Source organism: Alloiococcus otitis ATCC 51267, assembly GCF_000315445.1.
GTDB classification, from domain to species: Bacteria; Bacillota; Bacilli; order Lactobacillales; family Carnobacteriaceae_A; genus Alloiococcus; species Alloiococcus otitis.
This window is the reverse complement of the sequence record NZ_JH992958.1, coordinates 411730-434724: the sequence shown is the minus strand read 5'-3', so window position 1 is coordinate 434724 and position 22995 is coordinate 411730. Positions and strand designations below refer to the sequence as shown.

General features: G+C 46.6%; 21 protein-coding genes and 1 riboswitch. Of the genes, 6 read left to right on the top strand and 15 right to left on the bottom strand.

Annotated elements, in window-relative coordinates; all coding sequences use genetic code 11:
- Positions 1-46: 46 nt before the first annotated feature.
- The 5 genes from HMPREF9698_RS04550 to HMPREF9698_RS04530 form a co-directional block, all read right to left on the bottom strand.
- Complete coding sequence (locus HMPREF9698_RS04550; RefSeq protein WP_003777768.1) at positions 47-2044, bottom strand: PTS fructose transporter subunit IIABC; 1998 nt, start codon at positions 2042-2044, stop codon at positions 47-49.
- 24 nt (positions 2045-2068) lie between these two features.
- Positions 2069-2983: a 1-phosphofructokinase gene (pfkB, locus tag HMPREF9698_RS04545; RefSeq protein ID WP_003777766.1), complete on the bottom strand. Its 915-nt coding sequence runs from the start codon at positions 2981-2983 to the stop codon at positions 2069-2071.
- 3 nt (positions 2984-2986) lie between these two features.
- A complete protein-coding gene (locus HMPREF9698_RS04540) occupies positions 2987-3739 on the bottom strand; it encodes a DeoR/GlpR family DNA-binding transcription regulator (RefSeq protein ID WP_218914948.1) in 753 nt (250 codons plus the stop codon).
- Between the two features lie 175 nt (positions 3740-3914).
- Complete coding sequence (locus HMPREF9698_RS04535) at positions 3915-4352, bottom strand: Ohr family peroxiredoxin (protein ID WP_003777762.1); 438 nt, start codon at positions 4350-4352, stop codon at positions 3915-3917.
- A 69-nt stretch (positions 4353-4421) separates the two neighbouring features.
- Positions 4422-6314, bottom strand: a complete 1893-nt coding sequence (locus HMPREF9698_RS04530) for a heavy metal translocating P-type ATPase (protein ID WP_003777760.1) — start codon at positions 6312-6314, stop codon at positions 4422-4424.
- Between the two features lie 216 nt (positions 6315-6530).
- On the opposite strand from HMPREF9698_RS04530, the gene HMPREF9698_RS04525 reads away from it, so the two are divergent.
- Positions 6531-6857: a hypothetical protein gene (locus HMPREF9698_RS04525; RefSeq protein WP_003777757.1), complete on the top strand. Its 327-nt coding sequence runs from the start codon at positions 6531-6533 to the stop codon at positions 6855-6857.
- A 246-nt stretch (positions 6858-7103) separates the two neighbouring features.
- Here the strand turns inward: HMPREF9698_RS04525 and HMPREF9698_RS04520 are convergent, their stop codons facing one another.
- The 4 genes from HMPREF9698_RS04520 to HMPREF9698_RS08455 form a co-directional block, all read right to left on the bottom strand.
- A complete protein-coding gene (locus tag HMPREF9698_RS04520; RefSeq protein WP_003777755.1) occupies positions 7104-8036 on the bottom strand; it encodes a glycerophosphodiester phosphodiesterase family protein in 933 nt (310 codons plus the stop codon).
- Positions 8037-8059: 23 nt separating this feature from the next.
- Complete coding sequence (locus tag HMPREF9698_RS04515) at positions 8060-8902, bottom strand: pyridoxamine kinase (protein WP_003777753.1); 843 nt, start codon at positions 8900-8902, stop codon at positions 8060-8062.
- A 141-nt stretch (positions 8903-9043) separates the two neighbouring features.
- Complete coding sequence (locus HMPREF9698_RS04510) at positions 9044-10564, bottom strand: AbgT family transporter (protein WP_003777752.1); 1521 nt, start codon at positions 10562-10564, stop codon at positions 9044-9046.
- 213 nt (positions 10565-10777) lie between these two features.
- Positions 10778-12172 carry an ISLre2-like element ISAot1 family transposase gene (locus HMPREF9698_RS08455; protein WP_003777750.1) on the bottom strand — a complete coding sequence of 465 codons (1395 nt, stop codon included), beginning with the start codon at positions 12170-12172 and terminating at the stop codon, positions 10778-10780.
- Positions 12173-12485: 313 nt separating this feature from the next.
- Here HMPREF9698_RS08455 and HMPREF9698_RS04500 point away from each other — a divergent pair, with 313 nt between their 5' ends.
- From HMPREF9698_RS04500 to ribH, 5 genes are all read left to right on the top strand, one after another.
- Entirely contained in the window at positions 12486-13676 is a 1191-nt protein-coding gene (locus tag HMPREF9698_RS04500) for a coenzyme F420-0:L-glutamate ligase (protein ID WP_003777747.1), read from the top strand.
- Between the two features lie 810 nt (positions 13677-14486).
- Positions 14487-14624: riboswitch (FMN riboswitch) on the top strand.
- A gap of 202 nt (positions 14625-14826) precedes the next feature.
- Positions 14827-15876: a bifunctional diaminohydroxyphosphoribosylaminopyrimidine deaminase/5-amino-6-(5-phosphoribosylamino)uracil reductase RibD gene (gene ribD, locus HMPREF9698_RS04495; protein ID WP_003777745.1), complete on the top strand. Its 1050-nt coding sequence runs from the start codon at positions 14827-14829 to the stop codon at positions 15874-15876.
- 1 nt (position 15877) lies between these two features.
- A complete protein-coding gene (locus HMPREF9698_RS04490; RefSeq protein WP_003777743.1) occupies positions 15878-16471 on the top strand; it encodes a riboflavin synthase in 594 nt (197 codons plus the stop codon).
- A gap of 21 nt (positions 16472-16492) precedes the next feature.
- Positions 16493-17671 (top strand): GTP cyclohydrolase II, encoded by a 1179-nt coding sequence (gene ribA, locus HMPREF9698_RS04485; RefSeq protein WP_003777741.1) that lies wholly within the window; start codon positions 16493-16495, stop codon positions 17669-17671.
- A 12-nt stretch (positions 17672-17683) separates the two neighbouring features.
- Positions 17684-18154 (top strand): 6,7-dimethyl-8-ribityllumazine synthase, encoded by a 471-nt coding sequence (gene ribH, locus HMPREF9698_RS04480; protein WP_003777739.1) that lies wholly within the window; start codon positions 17684-17686, stop codon positions 18152-18154.
- Between the two features lie 232 nt (positions 18155-18386).
- Here the strand turns inward: ribH and rpsI are convergent, their stop codons facing one another.
- From rpsI to HMPREF9698_RS04450, 6 genes are all read right to left on the bottom strand, one after another.
- A complete protein-coding gene (rpsI, locus tag HMPREF9698_RS04475; protein ID WP_003777737.1) occupies positions 18387-18779 on the bottom strand; it encodes a 30S ribosomal protein S9 in 393 nt (130 codons plus the stop codon).
- A 13-nt stretch (positions 18780-18792) separates the two neighbouring features.
- Complete coding sequence (gene rplM / locus HMPREF9698_RS04470) at positions 18793-19236, bottom strand: 50S ribosomal protein L13 (RefSeq protein WP_003777735.1); 444 nt, start codon at positions 19234-19236, stop codon at positions 18793-18795.
- Positions 19237-19403: 167 nt separating this feature from the next.
- Positions 19404-20198 carry a tRNA pseudouridine(38-40) synthase TruA gene (gene truA / locus HMPREF9698_RS04465; RefSeq protein WP_003777734.1) on the bottom strand — a complete coding sequence of 265 codons (795 nt, stop codon included), beginning with the start codon at positions 20196-20198 and terminating at the stop codon, positions 19404-19406.
- Between the two features lie 101 nt (positions 20199-20299).
- Positions 20300-21097: an energy-coupling factor transporter transmembrane component T family protein gene (locus tag HMPREF9698_RS04460; protein ID WP_003777731.1), complete on the bottom strand. Its 798-nt coding sequence runs from the start codon at positions 21095-21097 to the stop codon at positions 20300-20302.
- Positions 21087-21965 carry an energy-coupling factor ABC transporter ATP-binding protein gene (locus HMPREF9698_RS04455; RefSeq protein WP_040292472.1) on the bottom strand — a complete coding sequence of 293 codons (879 nt, stop codon included), beginning with the start codon at positions 21963-21965 and terminating at the stop codon, positions 21087-21089. The genes HMPREF9698_RS04460 and HMPREF9698_RS04455 overlap by 11 nt, the downstream gene beginning before the upstream one ends.
- Entirely contained in the window at positions 21941-22780 is an 840-nt protein-coding gene (locus HMPREF9698_RS04450; RefSeq protein ID WP_003777727.1) for an energy-coupling factor ABC transporter ATP-binding protein, read from the bottom strand. The genes HMPREF9698_RS04455 and HMPREF9698_RS04450 overlap by 25 nt, the downstream gene beginning before the upstream one ends.
- Between the last annotated feature and the right edge of the window lie 215 nt (positions 22781-22995).

Here is a 22995-nt window from a genome sequence, read left to right as displayed (position 1 = left end):
TAGCAGTTAAAATCATGCCAGCTTGCTTCTCAAACTTGCTTCAGGCCTAGCCCCTCTTTTTCATAGTGAGGTTGAGTAGGAAGCCCCCTAAAATACCAGCAACAAGCCAGGATAAGGTGTAAAACAAGGGGCTAGATACGCCGCCAGCGACAACCGCAAAGAGACCACCGTGAGGGACTTGGCTGGCTGACCCAAAGAACATAGACAAGGCACCAGCTAGACCTGAAGAGACAGCTAGGGGTGGGATGACCCTTAGGGGATTGCTGGCCGCAAAAGGAATAGCCCCTTCAGTAATAAAGCTTGCCCCCATAACAATATTGACATAGGCACTTTTTCTTTGCTGGTCAGGCCATAAGTTTTTGTTAATCAGAGCTGATACCGCTATGGCTAGGGGTGGCACCATCCCGCCGATCATAACAGCCGCCATGATATCAGAACCAGACCCAGCTGAGGTGGTTAAGAGGGCTGTCCCAGTAACATAGGCAGCCTTGTTAATTGGCCCACCCATGTCAATGGCCATCATGGCTGCCACCACAAAACCAAGTAGGATGGAATATTCTCTCGGGATGCTATTGATAAAATTGATCAAACCATCCATCACCCAAGCCATGGGACTATTGATGACAAAGAACATGAGGCCACCCATCAATAAGACACCTAAAATCGGGAAGATAAAGATGGGTTTTAAACCATCCAAGGACTTGGGTAGCCAAGAGAAGGCCCAGCGGAGGAAGTAGATGATCCCTCCAGCTAGAAAGCCGGCTACCAAAGCCCCTAGGAAGCCAGACCCCTGGAAGTTTTCAAAGTATCCTTCCTGACCAAAGGCGGATAGAATTTCTGGGTCGGCAAATATCCCACCCATAAAGCCAACCACCAGTCCCGGTCGGTCGGCCATGGATTGGCCGATAAAGCCAGCTAACATGGGCAGCATCATGGCAAAGGCCATGTTGCCTAAACTGTTGATAAAGTGGGCATTGGCATTGAAGTCTGGGCTGGCTGAACCAGCTGCATTAATGCCCCAAAAGAAGGAAATAGCGATCAGGAGACCACCTGCTACAATGAAGGGGAGCATGTGGGAGACCCCGTTCATCAAGTGCTTGTAAAAACGTCGGCCAAGTGATTCGTCTCCCCCTTGGTCTTCATCTGACCTTTCATTTTTGCCAGCGTGGTAAATTTTGGCATCCTGGTTAATGGCCTTGTCAAGAAGTTCATCCGGCTTGTTAATCCCATCTGCCACCTTGCGGATCAAGACAGGCTTGCCATCAAACCGGGCCATGTCCACCTGCTTGTCAGCGGCTACGATAATAGCCCTTGCGTCTTCTATATCTTGCTTGGTCAAGCGGTTGTTAACCCCATTTTGGCCATTGGTTTCGACTTTGATATTAATATTTCTTTTTTTAGCGGTTTCTTTGAGCTTTTCTTCAGCCATAAAGGTGTGGGCGATCCCAGTTGGGCAGGCTGTCACCGCTAAGATATAGGGCTCTTTTTGGCTGCTAGGATCAATCTCTGGCTGCTTTTCATTAGGATCTTGGTCTTTGAGACCGGCTTGGCCCGTGTCATCTGACTCCGTTTCTTGGCTGTCTTTTGGATCTTCTTCGTAAGCCTTAAAGACTGACAAGACTTGGTCAGGACTAGTCGCTTGTAAGAGCTGGGCTTTGACCCCTTCCTTCATCAAGACACCTGACAGTTTGGCTAAGGCAGACAAGTGGGCATTGTTGCCGTCTTTGGGAGCAGCGATGAGGAAGATTAACTTGGCAGGCTGGCCGTCCATCGCCTCCCAGTCAAGTCCAGACTGAACTCGGGCAAAGACAATGACTGGGACAGCCAAGTCTTCATCTTGGGCATGGGGGATGGCAATTTCATCTCCCACTCCAGTGGTTGACTGACTTTCCCGGTTCATTAAGGCTTCTAAGAACTTATCTGGCTGAGATATTTTCCCTTCCTGGTGTAAAAGCTTGACCAAATTCTCCAAGGCTTCTTGCTTAGAGTCTGCTTGTAAGTTGAGGTCCATGAAGGCCGGTGAAAATAATTCAGATAATTGCATAGTCTATACTCCTTTTTCTCTCGGTCATTCTTGAATGCTAACTTGGTCAACGAGGGATTGGACCAAGTCTTGGCTGGCAATCCCCGAACTAAAGGCCGAAGCTGCCCCACATGCGGTGGCAAAGGCTAAAGCTTGACGGTAATCTCCCTTATCCCAAAGGGAGGCAATAAAGCCCGCTAGCATGGAGTCACCCGCCCCACTAGGATTGACCACCTGTCCTTTTGGCGCCTGGGCCCTGAGAACCTGGCCATCCCCTTTGAGAAGGAGGGCCCCATCACCCCCCATAGATAAGAGGATGTGTTTAGCCCCCGCTTCTTGGAGTTTTTTGGCATAGGGGAGGGCCTCTGACCCTGTTTTAAGCTGGACACCAAAGATGTCCCCTAACTCATGGATGTTGGGTTTGATCAAAAAGGGCTGGTAGGCCAGGATCGCGGTCAAGAGGTCAGTGTTGGTGTCAACGACTAATTGGCTCCCCGCTTTTTTCACCAAGTCTGCCATGGCCTGGTAGTGGTCCTTGGTCATACCCGGAGCTATATTGCCCGCTAGAAAAACCAGGTCATCTGGACCCAAGTGGTCTTTAAAATAGCGGGTCAATTGACCGAAGTGGTCTGGGCTGACTTTAGGGCCCGGGCCATTGATTTCGGTTTCTTGGCCGTCATTCAGTTTAATATTGACCCGGTTCGGCTGCCCCAGGTCTACAAAATGGCTTGTGATGCCCCAGTCTCCTAAGCTAGTTGCTATGTAATCACCCGTAAAGCCTCCAATAAAGCCTGTAGCAACCGAATCTATACCCAAGTTCTTTAAAAGAACCGAAATATTAATCCCTTTTCCTCCAGGGATAAAAATCTCTTGGTTAATCCGGTTGAGTTGGCCCAGCTTGATTTGGTCGGTTTGGATAAAGAGGTCAACTGCCGGGTTAAAGGTTACCGTATAAAACATTTCCTAAACCTCCTTCAGTGTGGTTAAATCTTGATAATCTTTGCGTAATTCACCAGTCAAAGTGGACGTGATGACCATACAGTCTGCTAAGTCTAAAAACTTGTGGAAGCTGACCTTGTCAAACTTAGACTGGTCAGCCAGGACAAAAACTCGGTCCCCATTCGCTGCTACTGCCTGCTTAATGGCGGCTTCTTCAGAGTCGGGGGTGGTAAGCCCCAACTTGGCATCAATACTATTGGTCCCCAAAAAAACATGGGAAAATCGATAGTTGCGAACTTGGTCGACTGCCTGGGACCCAACCACAGCCTGGGTGTTCAACTTGGCCCGGCCACCAACTAGGATGGTCTCAATCCCTAGGGTCAGGAGACGGTGGCCATGGTTGACTCCATTAGTCACTACGAGGATATCCTTACCCTTTAAGTGGCTCACCATTTCCAGGCTGGTTGTCCCGGCATCCAAGTAGATCCGGGCCCCGTCTTGGACGAGACTAGCGGCATAACACGCAATTCGAGCCTTTTCCTGACTGTTTTTGACTGATTTTTCACTCAAGTCCAATTCCGGGGTCAAATCCCGGGGCAATTTGGCACCGCCATGAACCCGAACAAGCTTACCGTCTGCTTCTAGGCTAGCCAAATCCCGTCGCACCGTTGATTCAGAGATGCCTAGCCGGTCAACCAAGTCCTGGCTTTGGATGATTTTATCTTGCTGTAGTTGGGTTAAAATAAGCTGGCGCCGTTTTTCCGTAAGCACTTCCATCACCTCGAGTCCATAATACACTCATTAACATTCAAATTCAATCACTTTCAGTCAATTTCTTAAAAACCTTACGCTTTCACCACTGTCTGTCCCCAATATCCCGACCAGAAAATACAAAAAGACCAGCTTAACCTTGTCAGTTAAACTGGTCTTCTTTCTTTAAATTTCTCTTAGCTTATTTGGCATCTTGGAAATCGACTGCGACAACTTCCACATCAATGTCGCCGTTTTGAACAGCTTTAGAATAAGGGCAAACGGTGTGGGCCTTGTCTGCTAATTCTTGAACCTTGTCTTTGTCTACACCTTCTATACCAACTTCAATCCGGACAGCCAATCGAAAGTCGGCTTGGTCAGGTTTGGCATAAAGGTCGACTTGGTTGCGGACAACTGACTTGCCATCAACATTTTCTTGGCCTTTAACCGATTCTAAAGCGCCGTTAAAGCATGCAGAGTAGCCTAAGGCAAAAAGTTGTTCTGGATTAGTGGTCCCTGGTTTGTTTTTACCTGGAGCAGAAACTTGGACTTCAAAGTCGCCACCTTCGATGTAGCTTCTTCCGTCTCGACCATTTTCGTTAACGCCTCTGGTAGAATAAACTTTTTGGTAGTCTGACATCGATCTCTCTCCTTTGTTCGAATTCTCGACTAATCTTATTTTAGGTCTTCTGACAAAGGGTTTCAATCTTTATGCTTGTAAACTAACTGAGCTAGTTTCTTCCTCTTTTTCGACTTCATCATCATCAGCATCCTTAGGTGTTTTGAGGAGGCGGAGTCCATTTAAGATGACTAGGATGGTCGACCCTTCGTGGGCCACGACCCCTGTTGGCAAGTCTAAAATACCTAAGAGGTTTAAGATAACTAGGATGACAATGACACCGACAGCAAAGACGATGTTTTGGATAATAATCTTGTTTAGTCGCTTGCTGAGGTCAAAGGAGTAGAAGAGCTTGGCTAAGTTGTTTTTAACTACGATCAGGTCTGAAGACTCCATGGCAACCGAAGACCCAGACCCCATGGCGATCCCGATATCAGCATTGGCTAGGGCAGGTGCATCATTAATCCCGTCCCCGATCATACCAATGACGGTTTCCTCATTTTGGGCTTCTTTGACAAAGACGGTCTTATCTTCTGGGGTTAGGCTGGCTTCATAATGGTCTAGACCAATAGCTTGGGCTACCTGGCTGGCAGCCGTTTCATTATCACCAGTCAAGAGGGATACATCCACCCCTGCCGCCATGAAATTGTGGACCGCTTCTTTGGCCTCTAGCCTGATTTCATCTGCTAGAACAAAGTAACCCTTAATTTCATCCTTGTAGGCCGCTACCACAGTCGTTTGCTTGTTTTCCAATTCCTCATTCAGTTCCTGGTAACCCTTGTAGCCTTCAAAGACCGACAGTTTTCCTAAAAGCCAGTCCCCCATTTTTAGTCCCACACCGGCTACTTCTTCCACCGGCTGACTGCTATTGACCTGGCTGAAATCAAGGTTCTTAAAGTGGTCAACTAAGGCCCTAGCAATGGGGTGGTTGGATTGGTTTTCCATATAAGTAACATAGGCAAGGGTTTGGTCGCTGGCCTGGTAGTCCACCAGGGTAAATTCACCAAAGGTTAGGGTCCCGGTCTTGTCGGTAAAAAGTTGGTCCATGGAAGACAAGGACTCCATAGCTGCCCCTCCCTTGACTAAGATACCGTGCTTGGCACCATTACTAATGGCACTTAAGGTAGCAGGGGTCGCAGAAGCAACCAAGGCACAAGGACTGGCAACTGTAAGTAGGACCAAACCCCGGTAGATGGCTTCCTGCCAGTTATTAGCAGTTAGACCATAAAGGGCTAAGACAAAGAGGGGAACAGCGATTAAAACGGTAATAACATATTTCGTTTCGAAACGGTCGATAAATTTAGCAATATTGGACGGGTGGTCTTGGGCTTCTTCCACCATTTTAACGATAGAAGAGAAGATAGTCTCATCACTGGTTTTGGAAACAGTTAACTTAAAGGCATTCCCTTGGTTGATAGTTCCGGCAAACACTTCCTGGCCCGCTTCCTTGCTAACCGGGATAGACTCCCCAGTCAGGGCTGATTCATCAATGCTAACCTGACTGTCAACATAGCCGTCGATCGGAACCTGCTCTCCCTTTGCGACTAAGACCTGGTCTTCTAATTGAAGGTCCTCAGTCGACACTTCCTTGGTCTGTCCGGACGACATAACTAGTTTGGCTGTTTCTGGCACATTGGACATCAAGGCTGAAATTTCATTAGTTGTCTTGTCAGTGGCATACTCTTCTAACAAATCAGACCCGGAGAAAATAATTAAAAGGACAGCCCCTTCTGATTCAAAGTTAATGGCAGCTGCCCCTAATGCGGACAAAATCATAAGCAAGTCGACATTAGGACTTTTTTCTCTTATCGTATCAACAACAGCATCCTTGGCAGCAAAAAAACCACCAAAGAATATAGCAATATAAAAGCAGATCCGACTGGCTAGGTCATGAATGGGCATCAGGACAAATCCGGCAACGGTAAATAGGATAGCCAAAGAAAAAAACTGACCCTTTCGTGACTTGAATAAAAATTGTAACATGCTGACCCCTCCCTGGTGGTCTTTATTTATAATCATTATTGTTAATCAGCTTATCGAGATCTTTATTTATAAATACATTATACCAATTATAAATAATAACCACAAGTGAGATTAAGGGTTTCTTTAAAAACAATCTAAACCGTAACCATTCTCAATAAGAAGGCTGTATTCTTCTTAGAAGATTTCCGGTATACTATAAAAAAGGAGGTTCAGGCTATGGAAGAAGAAAAAGACTTTATCATGCGACAAATCCACCAGGTCATCGATAATCTTGGTCGGTACTTGACCAAAGACTCCCTCAAAGCCTATATCGACTACGACCTGGCCAGTCAATCTGCCCTGACGGAAAGGGAAATTGATCAAATTCTTTTGATTCAGGACTTAAAGGAAGTGATCAGTCGCTACCAGATTAGCCAGAACACACTCAGCCGAGACCTTCGTTTAGACTTAGACCAAATTGAAGCATACTACCACTTGGAAGAAGACCTCCCAGACCCAATCCATGCCAAGATCCAAGCTTTTGTGAATGACTATTCTGACTAGCAAGCTGGCGGTTGGTAAGAAGGATACGACTGGCTTTTAGCTAGGACTTGGTAAGAAGGCTAAAAGCAAGCAGTAGGTATATAAAAAACCACTCCATCAAAATGGGTGGTTTTTCTTTAAATAGATATGATTTTAATTCGGCTTTCCAACTGACAAGTACCTAGCTTAACAATGTCATGACATGAAAGTTATTTACACCCGGCTAGGCAAGCGAACAAGGCAGACCTTTATACCGCTGATCAGTGACTAGCATTTATCTTTTTCTAAGTCATCCAAAAGGGCAAGCAAGCGGTCAGGATAGTCCGTCATGATACCGTCAACTCCTAGGTCAATTAGCCGCTTCATTTCTCGCTCATCATTCACTGTCCAGTAATAAAAGTGGAGACCTCTTTTATGGGCCATTTTCCGAAGAGACTTACGGGTCAGGTCAAAACCGTAACGAGCTAAGGGGAGTTGGAAGGAAGAAGCTGAACTCTTAGTCAGACCGGTTAGACCAAATTGGGACTTGACCACAAAAGAGGCAACAGCGGAAATCCCTGCTCCTAAAGCAACCTGACCGTCACTGATGCGGGCAAAGTCATCTAACAAGGCCTGGTCGAAACTTCCCACTGTAACTTGGTCCTGCATTTGATAAGCTTGGATCAGTCGCCACAATTCCTCAAGCCCTTGCTGGTGGAGGTCTTTCCGGTTGCTAGCTTTAAATTCAATGACAAATAACTGGTCTGGATAGCGGGCAAAAACTTGGTCTAGGCTTAGAAGAGAGACCCCTTGGCCCCGGTAGGGAAAATGACCGGCTTCATCTTGAAAATGGTAGCCAGCATCTAAGTCTTGGACTTGAGCCAGGGTCATATCATTCACCCGGCCTGACCCATTGGTGACCCGGTCCACTACGGGGTCATGAATCACAAGCAACTGGCCATCTTTAGTCAAGTGAACATCCAGTTCAAAAAAATTGACACCCAAGTCAATCGACTGGTCAAAGGCTTCCTGACTCCCTTCAGGTGCCAAACCTGCCCCAGCACGGTGGGCAATCACCAGGGGAAGTTGGCCTTTTTTCATGCCTTCCGCCTTCTTGGTAAAGGCTGATTTTTGCTTTTGAACAGGCCATTGGTTGATGGCCAAATAAATGCCGGCTATTCCGATCAAACTAGCCAAGGTCATATAGCTTTTCTTTTTCATTTATGGTCTCCTTCTCTCAGGCTTTAAAGCTGGTTCATTAAGTAAGGTAAGTCACTTTCAAATTGAATCCCATACCGACGCTTATCCTCTGACAGATGGCTGGTCCGACCAATACAGCGGCTAACATAGCCCACCGCAATCGTCATAGCCTGGTGGATTGATTTGCCTTGTAGTATCAAACCAGTCACCACACTAGCAAAAAGGTCCCCGCTCCCTTCATAGTGTCCTGGATAGTAAGGGGCAAATTCCCGCTGTACTTGCTGGGCTTGGCCATTGCAGGAATAGGCCCCAATCTCTTGGCCATCCTTAGAATGAACCCCGGTTAAAATAGCAGTCTCCTGGCTGATTTGGGCAACCTGGATAACCAAGTTCTCGAGATCGACCGATTCTTGGACTAAGTCCTGACTGCCTACTAATAAACTGGCTTCAGTCTGGTTGGGCAAGAGGACAGAGGCCCGCTTGGCTAAAAGCCACATCTCTTTTACATAATCCTGGCCAAAGCCATCATAGAGCTTTCCGGATTCAGCCATAGCCGGGTCAAGAATAAAGTGTCCATCATTTTTTAAAAAGCGGTCAACAATGGCTTCAATCCGCTTGATCTGCTTAACCGATCCAATATAGCCCACTAAAATACCATCAAAGCGAATTCCTAGCTTGTCCCAGTGGGCTAGGATTTTTTCGCTCTCCTCGGTTAAGTCTAAGTAAGTATACTGGTCAAAGCCGGCCGTAGTATGGGTACTGAGCAGGGCAGTGGGCAAGATGTTGACCTCATTATCCAGGCAGGACAGAACCGGCAGGGCCACATTCATGGAAATCCGGCAACTAGCCGATATATCCTGGATAATCAAAACCCGAGCTTGTGTCACATTGACTGCCTCCTCTTCACTTGCTTTACTTCAAATCTTACCAATAATAAAAGCCTCTTGCACTGATAAGTCCTTTTTAGCAAAAGAAAAACTCTAGCTAGTCGGTCTAAACCAGCTAGAGACCTCAATTTTAAGCTTGGCTTATGGACCCAGTGGAATACCGAAACCGAGCCAGACGATGAGCAGGATAGACCAGAAGGCTAGGAAGGCCATAGAGTAAGAGAACATGGTAGAAATGATCGTTCCTAGGCCACTTTCTTCATCATAGCGCTGGGCCATTATGAGGATGATGGGCATAAAACTCATCAAGGGGGCAATGATATTGGTTGAGGAGTCGGCAATCCGGTAAGCCATTAGGGTAACTTCAGGCGGAATATTCAAACTCATAAATATAGGGGCAAAAATTGGAGCCAAGATAACCCACTTGGTCACTGCCCCACCAATAAAGAGGTTGATAATGGAAGTTAAGAGAATAAAACCAATAATTAAAGGAATCCCGCTTAGGTTGATGTCCCTTAAAAAGTTGGCTCCTCCGACCGCAATCAAGGTCCCAAGATTGGTGTATTCAAAATAATTAACTAGCTGGGCTGCAAAGAAGACTAGGACAATCATACCTGCAATCGAAGAAATGGCCTCGGTCATCCCAGCTACAAAGTCAGCTGAGTCCTTGATCTTGCCCACCACAAGTCCGTAACACAAACCAGGCAGGGCAAAGAGGAAGAAGATGGCTAGCAATAAGCCATTTTCAAGAAAGTCATTTAAATCAACTTGGCCAGTCACTTCATTGTAGGTCTGAAAGGGGGCTCCTGGTGGAAACATCAACAAAGCCATCACAAGGGCATAAACAAGAAAAACTGCCAAGGCCCATTTAAGCCCCTTCCGCTCCTGGTCCGTTAAGGGTTCATTGTCCGGCATATAGGACCCGGTGTACTCTCCCAGCCTTGGTTCCACAATTTTTTCGGTCACAATCGCCCCCACAATGGTCAGTAAGATTGTTGAAACAATGAGGAAGTACCAGTTAGCAGTCACCGTTACTTCATAGCCGATATTGGCTGAAGCCAAGGCATCATTGATGATCCCAACAACTAGGGCGTCAATCGGTCCGACCAGTAAGTTGGCCGAAAAGCCACCGGATACTCCGGCAAAGGCTGCTGCAAGTCCCGCAATCGGGTGGCGTCCGGCCCCAGCAAAAATGGTGGCACCTAAGGGAATGATGACGACATAGCCCACGTCAGAAGCGATACTGGACATAACACCGGCAAAGACGACAGCCATGGACAAGAAGGCAGATGGTAAGTTGTCCAGGAGTCTTTTTAAACTAGCCCCTATCAAACCGGTCCATTCCGCAATCCCTACCCCTAACATGGCTAAAATGACAACCCCTAAGGCTGAAAAGCCCATAAAGTTATCAACAGCCTGGTTAAAAATATACCGCAAGCCTTCAAAGTCAAACATGGTTTTGGCCTCAACCAATATTTCCTCATTGCTTGAAGCATCAAAATAACTTAAAGAAGCCCCCATCATATAAGCTAGGTGGGCAGCAACCATGACGATCCCAATCAAAATAATAAAGAGGACAACCGGGTGGGGCAAGGCATTACCCCCACGTTCGATGTAGCCTAAAAGACCCGTGTTGCCGCTTTCTTTTTTCTTGTCTCCCATACAAGATCCTCCTTTTTTCTTGGTTACAGCTATTCTAGCATGACTAGCAAGGAGAAGCAGTATTTATGAGAGCGCGTATGTGTCAAGTTTTCCTCGGTAACGTCAGAAACGCTCTATCAAAGTTCGTTTTATCCAATGTTTTTCCTCATGCTAGCGCATGATGCCTTGTCTCCAGGCCCATGCTCCCCGCATGGGGCCTGGAGACAGGGGCTGTTAGCGAAACATTTTGGCCAGTTTTCCTATAGGACTGGAGCTCGGCCCTTGATTGACAATATGCCCTTGTTGGACTTGGCTAGTCGCTGGCTGCAGGGTGCGAAGGGCCGCTTTGACAGCTCCTTTGATGTCTTCGCCCAGTGATTGGACGGTGGGATCGCCTTTTTGCGTTAAGATACGGGCGTATTCCTTGTTTTTCACCGCATTGAGGATGGCAGCCACATGACGGGCACCATCATGAGTCCAAGCCCGTCCTTGGTGCTTGAGACGATAGCTATAATAGCGGTGCCCTGTTTCGCAGACACCCGTTCCTTTTTGAACGGGAAGAGAACGGTCCGCGATCGGTTGCAGGTAAGGCCAATGCCGACTTAAATAGCCCCTCAAACGCTCGATTTGGTCCAGTCGATCTGCAACGATCTCCGACGGGCAAGCTGCTACACGACTTTGGGCGGTGGCTAAAACGGATTCGATTTGAGTCCAGTCATAAGCCCTCAAGGCTTTTCTTAATTGGTATTCCATCGGTCGATCAAAGCTTAAGCGGTCTTTGATCTTCCGGTTGACATGGTAAGGGTCTCGACAATGTTCATGTTGCCGGCAAGCACCGATGGCCATTTCAAATTTGTCCGCTTCATAGCCACTCCCCCCATCACTATTGGAAATCACTAAGGTCTGTTTCAACTGATAATGATGATTCAGGTAATGACTCAATTGCCGGAAGGCCTCGGCACTCGACTGGGTACTGACAAAGCAAAAGGGGTGAATCAACCGCGTTCGTTTTTTACGGCGGTCAATGCCTTCATGGATTAACAGGCGATGCAAGGTCAGTGGCTCCCCATCTCGACTTTTTAAACATAAGCCGTCCCCCTCAATAAATAAGACTGGCACTTCTTTTCGCTTCGCTGATGCGTCTGGTTCAGGCCGGTGTTCGCTGTAATTTTGAAGATGTTCTCCGATTTCTTGTGTCATGGTATGGAGGGTTGTATGGCTGATGGTGAGCGGGGTTAACAATCGCACAACCTGACTGGCTTGCCGAAAGGGCAACCGGGCACCGAGTTCCGCCATCCCTTTGCGGACGGCTAAAGAGTAGCGCTTGCGTTTTTCGAGCCCAATCGCTTGATCGAGGGGTAAAAAACTCTTTTCCCCTTTCTTGCGGAGGCGACGTCGTTGAAAGGTTAACTTGCCAAAGGTAAACTGGACCGTCCGCCGTTCCAGGCGGTCGATCCGCCAGCCCTCTTGTTTATAATGCCAATATAAGGCCTTATCGAGGGCTCCCAAGGCTTGAAGGACGAGCTCCTCCCGCCAATCCTGAAAAAGATACTGCAACGCCTCTTCCCAAGCGAGCGGGTTGGCGTTTGCTTTTACCATTTGAAGCATTTGTGTTATAATCGACTTCATAAAGAGACCTCTTTCTTTTGGTGTCCTAACTTAAGAATAGAGGTCTCTTTTCTTTTTGTCCAGAATTCCGGAACCCCCCACCGAGATAAATTTTACACTAACTGAGAGCGCTCACATAAATTTACTTTTTAAATGACCATTTGACCTAAGCCTTCCCTGATAGTTGAGATTAGAGTCAGCTTCTCGCAAGAAAACTCCTTATAAAATAACTGTTATTTAATGACAAGATATTTATTTTTTGCCCCATTATCGGTATACTCAGGAATGGAGTTTTTAAAATTTGACTGAAAGAATCAATGAGGAGAGGTAAGCAATGGAAAGAGCAGTCGGCACGGTCGTACGCGGGCTCAGGGGCCCTATTGTCCATAAAGGAGACGACATGGTAGAGACGGTCGTTCAGACCATCTTACAAGCTGCAGATGCTGAAAAATTTGAGATTAAAGACCGGGATATTGTTACCATTACAGAATCTGTGGTCGCACGCGCCCAGGGCAACTATGCCAGCTTGGACCAGATCGCACAAGATATCAAAGATAAGTTCCAAGACCATACTCTTGGCCTAGTCTTCCCTATTTTAAGTCGGAACCGGTTTGCCAACTTGCTTAAAGGGATTGCCAGAGGGGCTCAGAAAATCGTCCTCCTCTTCTCCTACCCTGCTGATGAAGTGGGTAACCACCTTATCTCTTTGGACCAATTAGACAAAAAAAGTGTTAATCCTTGGTCGCAAGTCCTTGATGAAGGAGAATTCCGGGAGCTCTTTGGCTACCAGAAACACCCCTTTACCGGCATTGACTACATCGACTACTACAAATCTATTGTCCAAGAAGAGGGGGCTGACCTTGACATTATCTTCTCCAACGATCCCCGGACCATCTTAGACTACACCAAACACGTTTTGACCTGCGATATCCACAACCGTAAGCGAACCCAGGCCCAAATTAAAGCTGGAGGGGCAAACTTGGTCTACGGCCTCGAAGACGTCTTATCTAAACCTGTAAAGGGCAGTGGCCACAATACTCTTTATGGCTTGCTAGGGTCAAATCGGTCGACCGAAGAATCTGTTAAACTATTCCCCGAGGGCGGCCAGGAAGTGGTAGAAGCCATCCAAGCCCAAATTAAAGAAAGAACAGGCAAAACCATCGAAGTCATGATTAATGGCGACGGGGCTTTCAAAGACCCAGTTGGCCAAATTTGGGAGTTAGCTGACCCCATTGTCTCCCCAGCCTACACCCAGGGTCTTGAAGGAACCCCAAGTGAAATCAAGCTCAAATATTTAGCTGATAATAACTTCGCCCACCTTGAAGGGGAAGAACTCAAGACTGCCGTATCAGACTATATTAAAAACAAAGATGAGGACTTAGTCGGGTCCCTAGAATCACAGGGGACCACCCCGAGAAGACTGACCGACTTGATCGGCTCCTTGGCCGACCTCACTTCCGGTAGCGGCGACAAGGGAACCCCCTTCGTTTACATCCAAGGCTACTTCGATAATTTTACTGATTAACCCAGTCGGAATGTAAAACAGTTTATTCTTAATTACTATGCTCCCCTAGAGTAGACACTTAAAATGTCTTTGGGGGAGCTGTTTGCTTTTCTTTTACCCCTTGGCGGTTTGATAATTTTCTGCTGGTTTCTAAAATAATATATGTTATCAAATAATTTCAGTGACTTTTTCTCAAACAACAATTGTTACACAAGAATTCTCCAACTTTTTTCTAACAACAACTGTTACACTAGTCAAGTCCAAATCAATGTGTAAATTCTACAATATAGTAATATGGGTTGGAATATGGGCTTTTTCCAGAGGAAGGCAAGTTTTAAAGGGGGGCAAGCTTTTCGTAAAAATGGATAATTCTGGGCTTTTCAATTCTCATAAAGGTTCAGTAAGACCGAGCCGTCTAGCCCATTGTTGCCTTTCAGAATCAAAACTTACTTATTCTGATTTATTGTCCAGTTTCAGCTTCAAAACTTCCTTATTTTGATTTATTGTCCAGTTTCAACTTTGAAATTGCTTTAAGGCTAGCCGATTGTCGCCTTTCAGACCTGACAGGACTTAACAGGGAATTCTATAATCGCCTAGCAATTGTAGAACTTTAGCTTGGAAATTCTATAATCACAAATCAATTGCAGTAAAGTTCTACGCTGGGTATCAATCCTACAAATAAGCGCACCAATAGAGGAATGTGCCACCTTTCCCTTTACCAGTTAGATTATTTTTTAAGTAACACCGACTCATAGCTTCAAAGAAATACCCGAACGTGAATTCTTTATCATTGACATTGTAACCGGTTGTCGGTATGCTTTTATTAAGTTAATATTTCTTCGGGGCAGGGTGCGATTCCCGACCGACGGTGACAAGCGAGTCTTGAAGTCCGTGACCCACTATTCAAGTGTGGTTGATCTAGTGAGAATCTAGAACCGACAGTTAAAGTCTGGATGGGAGAAGAAAAGAAACGACTGAATTGATGATAGTAAATAACCATTCAATTTAAGCCTATACTGATAAAGGTTTTTGCCCCGTGTTTTGAGCACGGGGTTTTTCTTGTTTTTGATAGCTACTTTACCCTGCCCCATTAACCATCCTTTTTCACTAACTTTGAAGAAAGGAAGTGGTGTGAGGACAGAGTAAAGTAGTTTTTTTAGGAGGAATGAGAGTGGATCAATATTTTATGGAAAAAGCCATCCAAATGGCTCAGGCTGGGCAAGGCCAAACCTTTACCAACCCCCTAGTAGGTGCTGTGATTGTCTACCAGGGTACTATCGTGGCAGCTGGCTGCCACCTGCAATATGGAAAACCCCACGCAGAAGTCAATGCCCTTCAAAACTGTCCTGATGAAGTCTTGGCGGAGGCTACAATGTACGTCACCCTGGAGCCTTGCTCCCACCAGGGCAAGCAGCCCCCCTGCAGTCAGGCCATCATACAGAGTGGTATTAAGCAAGTCGTCATTGGCCAGCTAGACCCCAACCCTCTTGTAGCTGGTCGTGGTCAAACTATGCTCCAAGAAAATGGAGTTGCAGTAGAAAGTGGGGTTCTTGAAGAAGAGTGCAAGCAGTTAAACCCCTTCTATAACTTTTTCTACCAAAACAAAAGGCCCTTTATTACCTTGAAACAAGCTAGCAGTCTAGACGGGAAAATTAGCTTACGGGACTTAAGAACCCCAATTACCGGTCCGGAAGTGTACCAATATGTTCGCAGGGAAAGAAAAAAATACCAGGCTATCTTAGTCGGTAGCCAAACCGCCATCACTGATGACCCTACCCTTCACACTATTCCAAGGGGGCCCTACCCCCCACTTCGGATTATCCTTGACCGCCGGGGTAGGTTGAAAGACTACGACCAGCTTCAACTATTCCATGACCAGGACCAGGTAGTCTGGATTTTTTCAGAATCCAATCCGCCCACAAGTCTGCCGGACCACTGCCGGTGGATTGTTCAAGAAAAAGTAACTATCGAAAGCCTGGTTGACTATTTGAGCCAGGAAGGGGTCCAGTCCCTCTATGTGGAGGGTGGGGCCAGGATCCATGACGCCTTTATCAAAGAAGGCTTGTGGGATGCATTTATCAGCTACCTAGCTCCAAAAATTATTGCAGGCAATGGCTTGCCAGCCACATCAAGTGACCGAGTGAGCCAGGAACTTTTAGACTTGAAGGATGTCAAAGTTCAGCAAATCGGCCAGGATATTCGCATATCAGGGAGGAGATAAGATGTTTACCGGATTAGTTCAGGAAAAAGGCAAAATTTTGAATATCGAAAAGAGCGGACAGACCATCCGCTTAACCTGCCAGGCTTCGCCAAGCTTACTTGAGGACTATAAAGAAGGCGACAGCATGGCAGTAAACGGCACCTGTCTAACCGCTACAGAGATTGACCAAGCTAAATTTTCAGTTGATATTATGCCTGAGACCTTTAACCGGACAAATTTTGCAGACTTAGAGCCGGGTGATCCAGTCAATTTAGAGAGACCCTTAGGAGTGAAGGACCGGATTGAAGGCCACTTTGTGGCGGGCCACATCGATACTACCGTCCGGCTCCTACAAAAGGAAGAAAGAGAAAATGCCTTGGTTTTGACCTTTCAATATCCCCAAGACCATAGAGGAGAAATTATCAGCCAAGGTTCCATTGCCATCAATGGGGTCAGTCTAACGGTCAGCCAAGTCACCGACCAGACCTTTTCAGTTAGCCTGATCCCCCACACTTTAGACTTGACCAATCTTGGAAGAGTGCAAATTGGTAACAAGGTGAATATTGAAACAGACATGCTGGCTAAATACTTAAAAGCTCAGAGATTGCCAGTCTAAAATAGAAAGAAGGTCATATCATTGACAGACACAGTTCAAGAGGCTGTTCAGGCCTTACAAGACGGTAAGCTCATTATAGTTGCTGACGACGACAACCGGGAAGCAGAAGGCGATTTAGTCGGATTGGCCAGCCAGGCTAGCTCAGAAACCCTTAACTTCATGGTCACCCATGCAAGAGGCTTGGTTTGCGCTCCCCTATCCCCTAAAATCGCTAAGAAGTTAGACTTAGGTCCCATGACCCAGGACAGTAGCGATCCCTTTGGCACCGGCTTTACCGTTAGTGTTGACCACCAGAACACCACTACCGGAATTTCAGCCTTCGACCGGGCCGAAACCATTAAACAACTTGCTTCTCCGAAGTCTCAAGCTTTGGATTTCCGCCGGCCCGGCCACATCTTCCCCTTGATTGCTAAGGAAGGGGGCGTTTTAGAGCGCCGGGGACACACTGAAGCGGCCATCGACCTAGCCAAATTAGCCGGAGACCGTCAAGCAGCTTATATCTGTGAGATTTTAAAAGAAGATGGCAGCATGGCCCGGTTGCCAGACTTGGAACAATTAGCCGACCAGTGGCAACTTCCCCTCATCACCATCGAGGACTTATCTATCACCTTAGCCTTTGACAGTGACCTCCATGTTTCCCTACCTACCAAATACGGCGATTTTGACCTTACCCTCTTCCAAGACCAAAAGCAAAAAGACCACCTCCTCCTATCCAAGGGAGACATCCGCCAGAGTCCTGACCCTCTCTTAGTCCGAATCCATTCTGAATGCTTGACTGGGGATGTCTTTGGCTCTGAGCGGTGTGACTGCGGTCAGCAGTTAGAAGTAAGCATGCAGAAGATACAAGAGGCTGGCCGGGGTGCCATCATCTACCTGCGGCAAGAAGGAAGAGGGATCGGCCTAAAAAATAAAATCAAGGCCTACAAGCTCCAAGAAAAAGGGATGGACACCTATGATGCCAATGTCCATTTGGGCTTTAAGCCGGATGAGAGGGACTACCGTTTTGCCTATAAAATCCTCCAAGCTTTAGGTATCCAGTCAGTCCAACTCTTAACCAATAACCCTGAAAAAATTGACCAGCTGGAGGAGCTAGGCCTTGAAGTCACCAAACGTATCCCCTTAGAAGTCCAAGCCACCGGGAGCAGTCAGTCTTATCTCAAAACCAAAAAAGAAAAATTTCACCATCTATTATCATTGTAAAGGAGTATGACCATGACAAGTTACAGAGGAAATTTCACCCTAAAAGCTAAGACAAAAATTGCCCTGGTAGCAGGTCAATTCAATGACTTTATCACCGAACGTTTGGTTGAGGGGGCTAAGAGCACCCTCGTCCAGCACGGGATTGACCCAGACCTAATCGACACCTACTGGGTCCCGGGTTCATTTGAAATCCCCTACCTGAGCCAGCAGTTGTTAAAACACAAAGATTATGACGGTATCCTCACCCTAGGAGCCGTTATCAGAGGGGCCACCAGCCATTATGACCTAGTTAGCAATGAAGTCGCTAAAGGTGTTGCCAACCTGTCCTTACAAGCCGATATTCCCATCTTATTTGGCGTATTAACCACCGACAACATTGACCAAGCCATTGAGAGGGCTGGCACCAAGGCCGGTAACAAGGGGAGCGAAGTAGCCCAGGCCTTACTAGAGATGATCTCTTTAACTGACCAAATCCAGCCTTAAACTACTGGAAGAAAATAGGACATCTAGTCAAGCCCTCCTCCTCAAGCTAGCCCAGCTTAACCTTAGCTGACATGCTTAGTAGGCAAAAGCCAGGCTAGTCCCTACTAGCAAAATGGTGCTGGCGTCTAACCCAATAGCCTGAATAATTCGCCTAGTTCAGTTAAGTACAAAAATGCATAAAAAAACACCAGCCGGATGCTGGTGTTTTTCTTTCTCAAGAGAGTAAGATAGCTTAACGTTTTGAGAATTGTGGGCTTTTACGCGCTTTTTTGAGCCCAGGTTTTTTACGTTCTTTCATACGTGAATCACGGGTCAAGAGTCCTGCTTCTTTTAGCGGACCACGGAAGTCAGGGTCAACACTAGTCAAGGCACGGGCAATACCGTGACGGATGGCTCCTGCTTGGCCAGTAAAGCCGCCACCTTTAACGTTTACGGAAACGTCGTAGCTGCCGACTGTGTCAGTTGCTTCAAAGGGTTGTCTAACGATGATGTGGTGGTGGTCATAGTTTAGGTAATCGCTCATGTCTCTACCGTTAATGACAATGGAACCTGATCCAGGTGTTAAAATAACCCGGGCAGTAGAGTTTTTACGGCGACCAGTTCCGAAATATTGTACTTTAGCCAAAGTAATTCCCTCCTTAAATCAAGTTTGTAATGTCTAATTCTTCTGGTTGTTGAGCGGCATGTTTGTGGTCTTGGCCAGCATAAATATGAAGTTTTTTCAGTTGCTGACGGCCAAGGCGGTTGTCTGGTAGCATACCTTTAATGGATAGTTCTAACAAACGTTCAGGCTTGTCACGAAGCAATTCGCCAGCTGAAATTTGTTTTAGACCACCTGGGTAACCAGAGTGACGTGAATAGATCTTGTCGCTTGCTTTTTTACCAGTTAATTTAACTTTTGATGCATTAACGATAATGACATTGTCGCCAGTGTCCACATGTGGTGTGTAGCTTGGCTTGTGTTTGCCACGTAAAATTTTAGCAACTGCTGCTGAAAGACGACCAAGAGAGACGTCAGTTGCATCAAGGACGTACCATTTCCGTTCAATATCGCTTGCATTAGCCATATAGGTTGTACGCATGTTCTTCCTCCAGTATCTCTAGATTCATTCATTGCCAAGACTACCGTTCCTTATAGCTTGGCTTTAATTCGATTCATTTGTTTACAATCGGTCACACAATAAGTTTCCGGGGCTTATCATGGGGTAAACAATACCAAAATACATCATACCGAAATATCCCTTTATTGTCAATGTTTCTCTGGATATTTTTCCATTTTTTCGCCCTCACTGCCGGGGACCGACCCGTAGTAAAGTTTCATCAAGCACAAGCCCTTGCTAGGCATGGTCTTACCTGCCTGGGACCGGTCTTTTGCCTGGATAATGTCTGGGACTTGGTCTGGTGCAATCCTGCCTTCACCTGCAGCGACCACTGTTCCCACCATGATCCGGACCATATTATACAAGAAGCCATCTCCCACAAAGTTAAAAATCCAGTCATGGCCCAGCACTTCCAAGTCGGCACGGTAGAGGGTGCGAACCTTGTCTTTTACGTCAGTTTGGCTAGCCGCAAAGCTAGTAAAGTCATGGCAGCCGACTAAGTGGGCCAGGGCAGCTTGTACGGCTTCTAGGTCAAGCGGGTAAGGGTGGTGGCAGGCATAGAGGCGGTTAAAGGGGTCCATGATGGGACTATTAGACAACCAGTAACGGTAGTGCTTCCCTTTGGCATCAAAGCGGGAGTGAAAGTTCCCTCCTACCCGGTCTAGAGACCTGATGGAGATGTCACCTGGCAAGAGGGTGTTCAAACCTCGCTGGAGCCCCTCGCTTTCGATTTCAAAGGGAAAGTCAAAGTGGGCCACCTGTCCCCTTGCATGGACTCCAGCATCCGTTCGTGAGGCAGCATGGATGCGAACAAATTCTCCCTTGGCTAATTTTTGGAGGGCTCCTTCAATTTCATCTTGGACGGTCAAAGCATTGACCTGGGTTTGGTAGCCCGAATACCGTGTACCATCATAGGCTATCACCATTTTATACCGTAAAGTCATGGACTCCCTCCTTACTTCGAATTCAATCAGCTTTTAAAGCCGTTAAAATACCAGCCAAAAAGAACAAGCTCTTGGCTGGTAGAGATTTTCAAGATGTTCTCCTAAGTTCGCAGTAGTAAAAGTAAAATGGCCAAGGCCAACATGACCAAGAGGAGGAAGGTGTCTCGTCTGTACCATTCCAACTGCCGGAACTTGGTCCGATCTTCCCCTCCCCGGTAACCACGGGCTTCCATAGCAGTAGCCAGGTCATCTGCCCGGTTAAATGACGAAACGAAGAGGGGAATCAGCATGGGAACAATGGCTTTCATTTGCTCATACAAATTGCCTTCTCCAAACTCTATCCCTCGAGCACGCTGGGCATTCATAATTTTCTCGGTTTCATCCATCAAAGTTGGGACAAAGCGCAGGGCAATAGATAACATCAAGGCAATTTCATGGACCGGCACCTTAACATACTTGAAAGGTCGGAGGATAAATTCAATCGCATCAGTCAAACTGAGTGGCATAGTGGTCAAAGTCAAAAGGGTAGACATAAAGATAATTAAGACAAAGCGCAGGGCAATGAAAACCCCGTTAACCAAGCCTTCTTCAGATACCACAATAGGACCAAAGCTAAATAGGATAGTATTACCCGAAGTGAAGAGGACTTGGAGGACTACGGTAAATAAAATCAGCCATATCAAGGGTTTAACACCATTAAGAAAGAAGGAAAACTTGATGCCAGACAGCTTCAGTCCCAAGAAAACAAAGGCCGCCAAAAGCAGGTAGGTCTGCCAATTATTGGCAAAGAAAATAATAATGATAAATGCCATGGCGGACAGAAGCTTACTTCTGGGATCGAGTCGGTGGATGATGGAGTCGCCTGGAATATAGCGCCCAAAGATTAACTTATCCATCATATGAACCACTCTCCTCTCCCAGTTTACCGGCAATTGCTTGACCCAATTCTTCTGTGGTCAAGGGGAGGAAGTCAAAGTCCCAGCCAAACTCTTCTTGGAGCCTATTGGCAAATCGAACAGACTTTGGAAGCCCAAGTTTCAGGCTATTCAACCAATCTGTTTCCTTAAAAATCTCCCGGGGCTGACCTTCACGCTTGACCGTTCCATGATCTAGCACAATCATGTGGTCCGCATAGTCTGCCACATCCTCCATCTGGTGTGTCACGAGGACAATGGTCAAGCCTTCTTCCTTATGGAGTTTGTAAAACATGTCCATGATTTCTTGCCGGCCCTTGGGGTCTAAACCAGCTGTAGGTTCGTCCAGGACCAAGACTTCCGGTTGCAAGGCCAAAACACCAGCTATGGCAACCCGCCGCATCTGGCCCCCAGATAGGTCAAAGGGGGACCGGTCTTTAAAGGACTCATCTAAGCCAACCAAAAGAAGCATGTCTTGGACAATGGCATCGGCTTCCTCCTGGCTCTTGCCAAAGTTTTTAGGACCAAAGGCAATATCCTGGCCGACCGTTTCTTCAAAAAGTTGGGCTTCAGGAAACTGAAAAACAATGCCCACTTTTTTGCGCAAGGCTTTTAATTTCTTATTTTCACTTTCTTGGGAAATGACCCGGTCTCCAATATGGACTTGACCTTCAGTGGGGATTTTCAGAGCATTTAAGTGTTGTAAAACAGTGGACTTTCCGCTCCCCGTATGGCCAACCAAGGCGGTGTAAGAACCGTCTTTAATGGAGAGGTTGATGTCATAAAGGGCACGGCTTTCAAAGGGGGTTCCTTTTTGGTATGTAAAGCCTACTTCTTGGAAACGGATGTCCATAGCCATTCCACCATCCCTTCTTCTGATAGGTAGTCTTCTGGCACTGGAATGCCCTGATTTTTTAAGGCTAATTTGACTTGTTCGGAAAAGGGCAAGTCCAAGCCCAAGTCAATCAAGTCTTGTCCGAGGTCAAAAATCTCTTTGGGCGGGCCAATCCGGTCAATCTCGCCGTCTTTCATGACAATGATTTGGTCGCTTTCCGTTGCTTCATCAATATCATGGGTGATGGAAATAACGGTTAAGTTCTCCTGGTCCTTGACTTCTTTGACTGTCCGCAAAACATCTAACCGGCCAGATGGGTCCAGCATACTGGTAGCCTCATCTAAAATCATAATCTCAGGTTGGAGGGCTATAATTCCAGCAATGGCAACCCGTTGCTTTTGCCCCCCTGACAGGCGGGCAGGTTCCCGATCAGCATATTCTAGCATGCCAACCCGGTCTAAGGCAGCCCGTATCCGAACCACCATATCTTCTCGTGGCACACCCAAGTTTTCCAAACCAAAGGCGACATCATCCTGGACGGTTGAGCCAACAAATTGGTTGTCTGGGTTTTGGAAGACCATTCCCACCATCTGACGGATGGACCACACATTGTCTTCATTGAGTTCATAGTCTCCCACCTGGACTCGGCCGGAGTTTGGGGCAATAAGGCCATTGATGGTCTTGGCCAGGGTCGATTTGCCTGAACCATTAGACCCAATAACCGAAATCCAATCTCCCTTGTCAATGGTAAAAGAGACCTCATTCAAGGCCTTGTGGTCATCTTCACTATTATACTTAAAGCTAATATTCTCTACACTTATTATTTCAGCCATCCAACCGCTCCATATTTACATATCATTAACATTTCACCTTAACGCTATTAGACTAACAAAAACAAAAGCTTTTTACAATTTAAATTAGTTATAAGTCAAAGTGCCAGACAAAAAGCCGAACACTACTGTGAAAACGGCTCGGAACTTAAACTAGACAAGAAATGAAATGGATGTGATAAGTATGATCACTTTGCTTGCTGTAGAGAATCTCCCTG

Coding starts and splice junctions, on each gene's coding strand:
- truA (WP_003777734.1), bottom strand. CDS start 20,198: ATGACTTTACGGTATAAAATGGTGATAGCCTATGATGGTACACGGTAT.
- ribH (WP_003777739.1), top strand. CDS start 17,684: ATGACAAGTTACAGAGGAAATTTCACCCTAAAAGCTAAGACAAAAATT.
- HMPREF9698_RS04460 (WP_003777731.1), bottom strand. CDS start 21,097: ATGATGGATAAGTTAATCTTTGGGCGCTATATTCCAGGCGACTCCATC.
- pfkB (WP_003777766.1), bottom strand. CDS start 2,983: ATGTTTTATACGGTAACCTTTAACCCGGCAGTTGACCTCTTTATCCAA.
- HMPREF9698_RS04500 (WP_003777747.1), top strand. CDS start 12,486: ATGGAAAGAGCAGTCGGCACGGTCGTACGCGGGCTCAGGGGCCCTATT.
- HMPREF9698_RS04455 (WP_040292472.1), bottom strand. CDS start 21,965: ATGGACATCCGTTTCCAAGAAGTAGGCTTTACATACCAAAAAGGAACC.
- HMPREF9698_RS04490 (WP_003777743.1), top strand. CDS start 15,878: ATGTTTACCGGATTAGTTCAGGAAAAAGGCAAAATTTTGAATATCGAA.
- HMPREF9698_RS04530 (WP_003777760.1), bottom strand. CDS start 6,314: ATGTTACAATTTTTATTCAAGTCACGAAAGGGTCAGTTTTTTTCTTTG.
- HMPREF9698_RS04520 (WP_003777755.1), bottom strand. CDS start 8,036: ATGAAAAAGAAAAGCTATATGACCTTGGCTAGTTTGATCGGAATAGCC.
- HMPREF9698_RS04535 (WP_003777762.1), bottom strand. CDS start 4,352: ATGTCAGACTACCAAAAAGTTTATTCTACCAGAGGCGTTAACGAAAAT.
- HMPREF9698_RS04525 (WP_003777757.1), top strand. CDS start 6,531: ATGGAAGAAGAAAAAGACTTTATCATGCGACAAATCCACCAGGTCATC.
- HMPREF9698_RS04450 (WP_003777727.1), bottom strand. CDS start 22,780: ATGGCTGAAATAATAAGTGTAGAGAATATTAGCTTTAAGTATAATAGT.
- rplM (WP_003777735.1), bottom strand. CDS start 19,236: ATGCGTACAACCTATATGGCTAATGCAAGCGATATTGAACGGAAATGG.
- HMPREF9698_RS04550 (WP_003777768.1), bottom strand. CDS start 2,044: ATGCAATTATCTGAATTATTTTCACCGGCCTTCATGGACCTCAACTTA.
- HMPREF9698_RS04540 (WP_218914948.1), bottom strand. CDS start 3,739: ATGGAAGTGCTTACGGAAAAACGGCGCCAGCTTATTTTAACCCAACTA.
- HMPREF9698_RS08455 (WP_003777750.1), bottom strand. CDS start 12,172: ATGAAGTCGATTATAACACAAATGCTTCAAATGGTAAAAGCAAACGCC.
- HMPREF9698_RS04510 (WP_003777752.1), bottom strand. CDS start 10,564: ATGGGAGACAAGAAAAAAGAAAGCGGCAACACGGGTCTTTTAGGCTAC.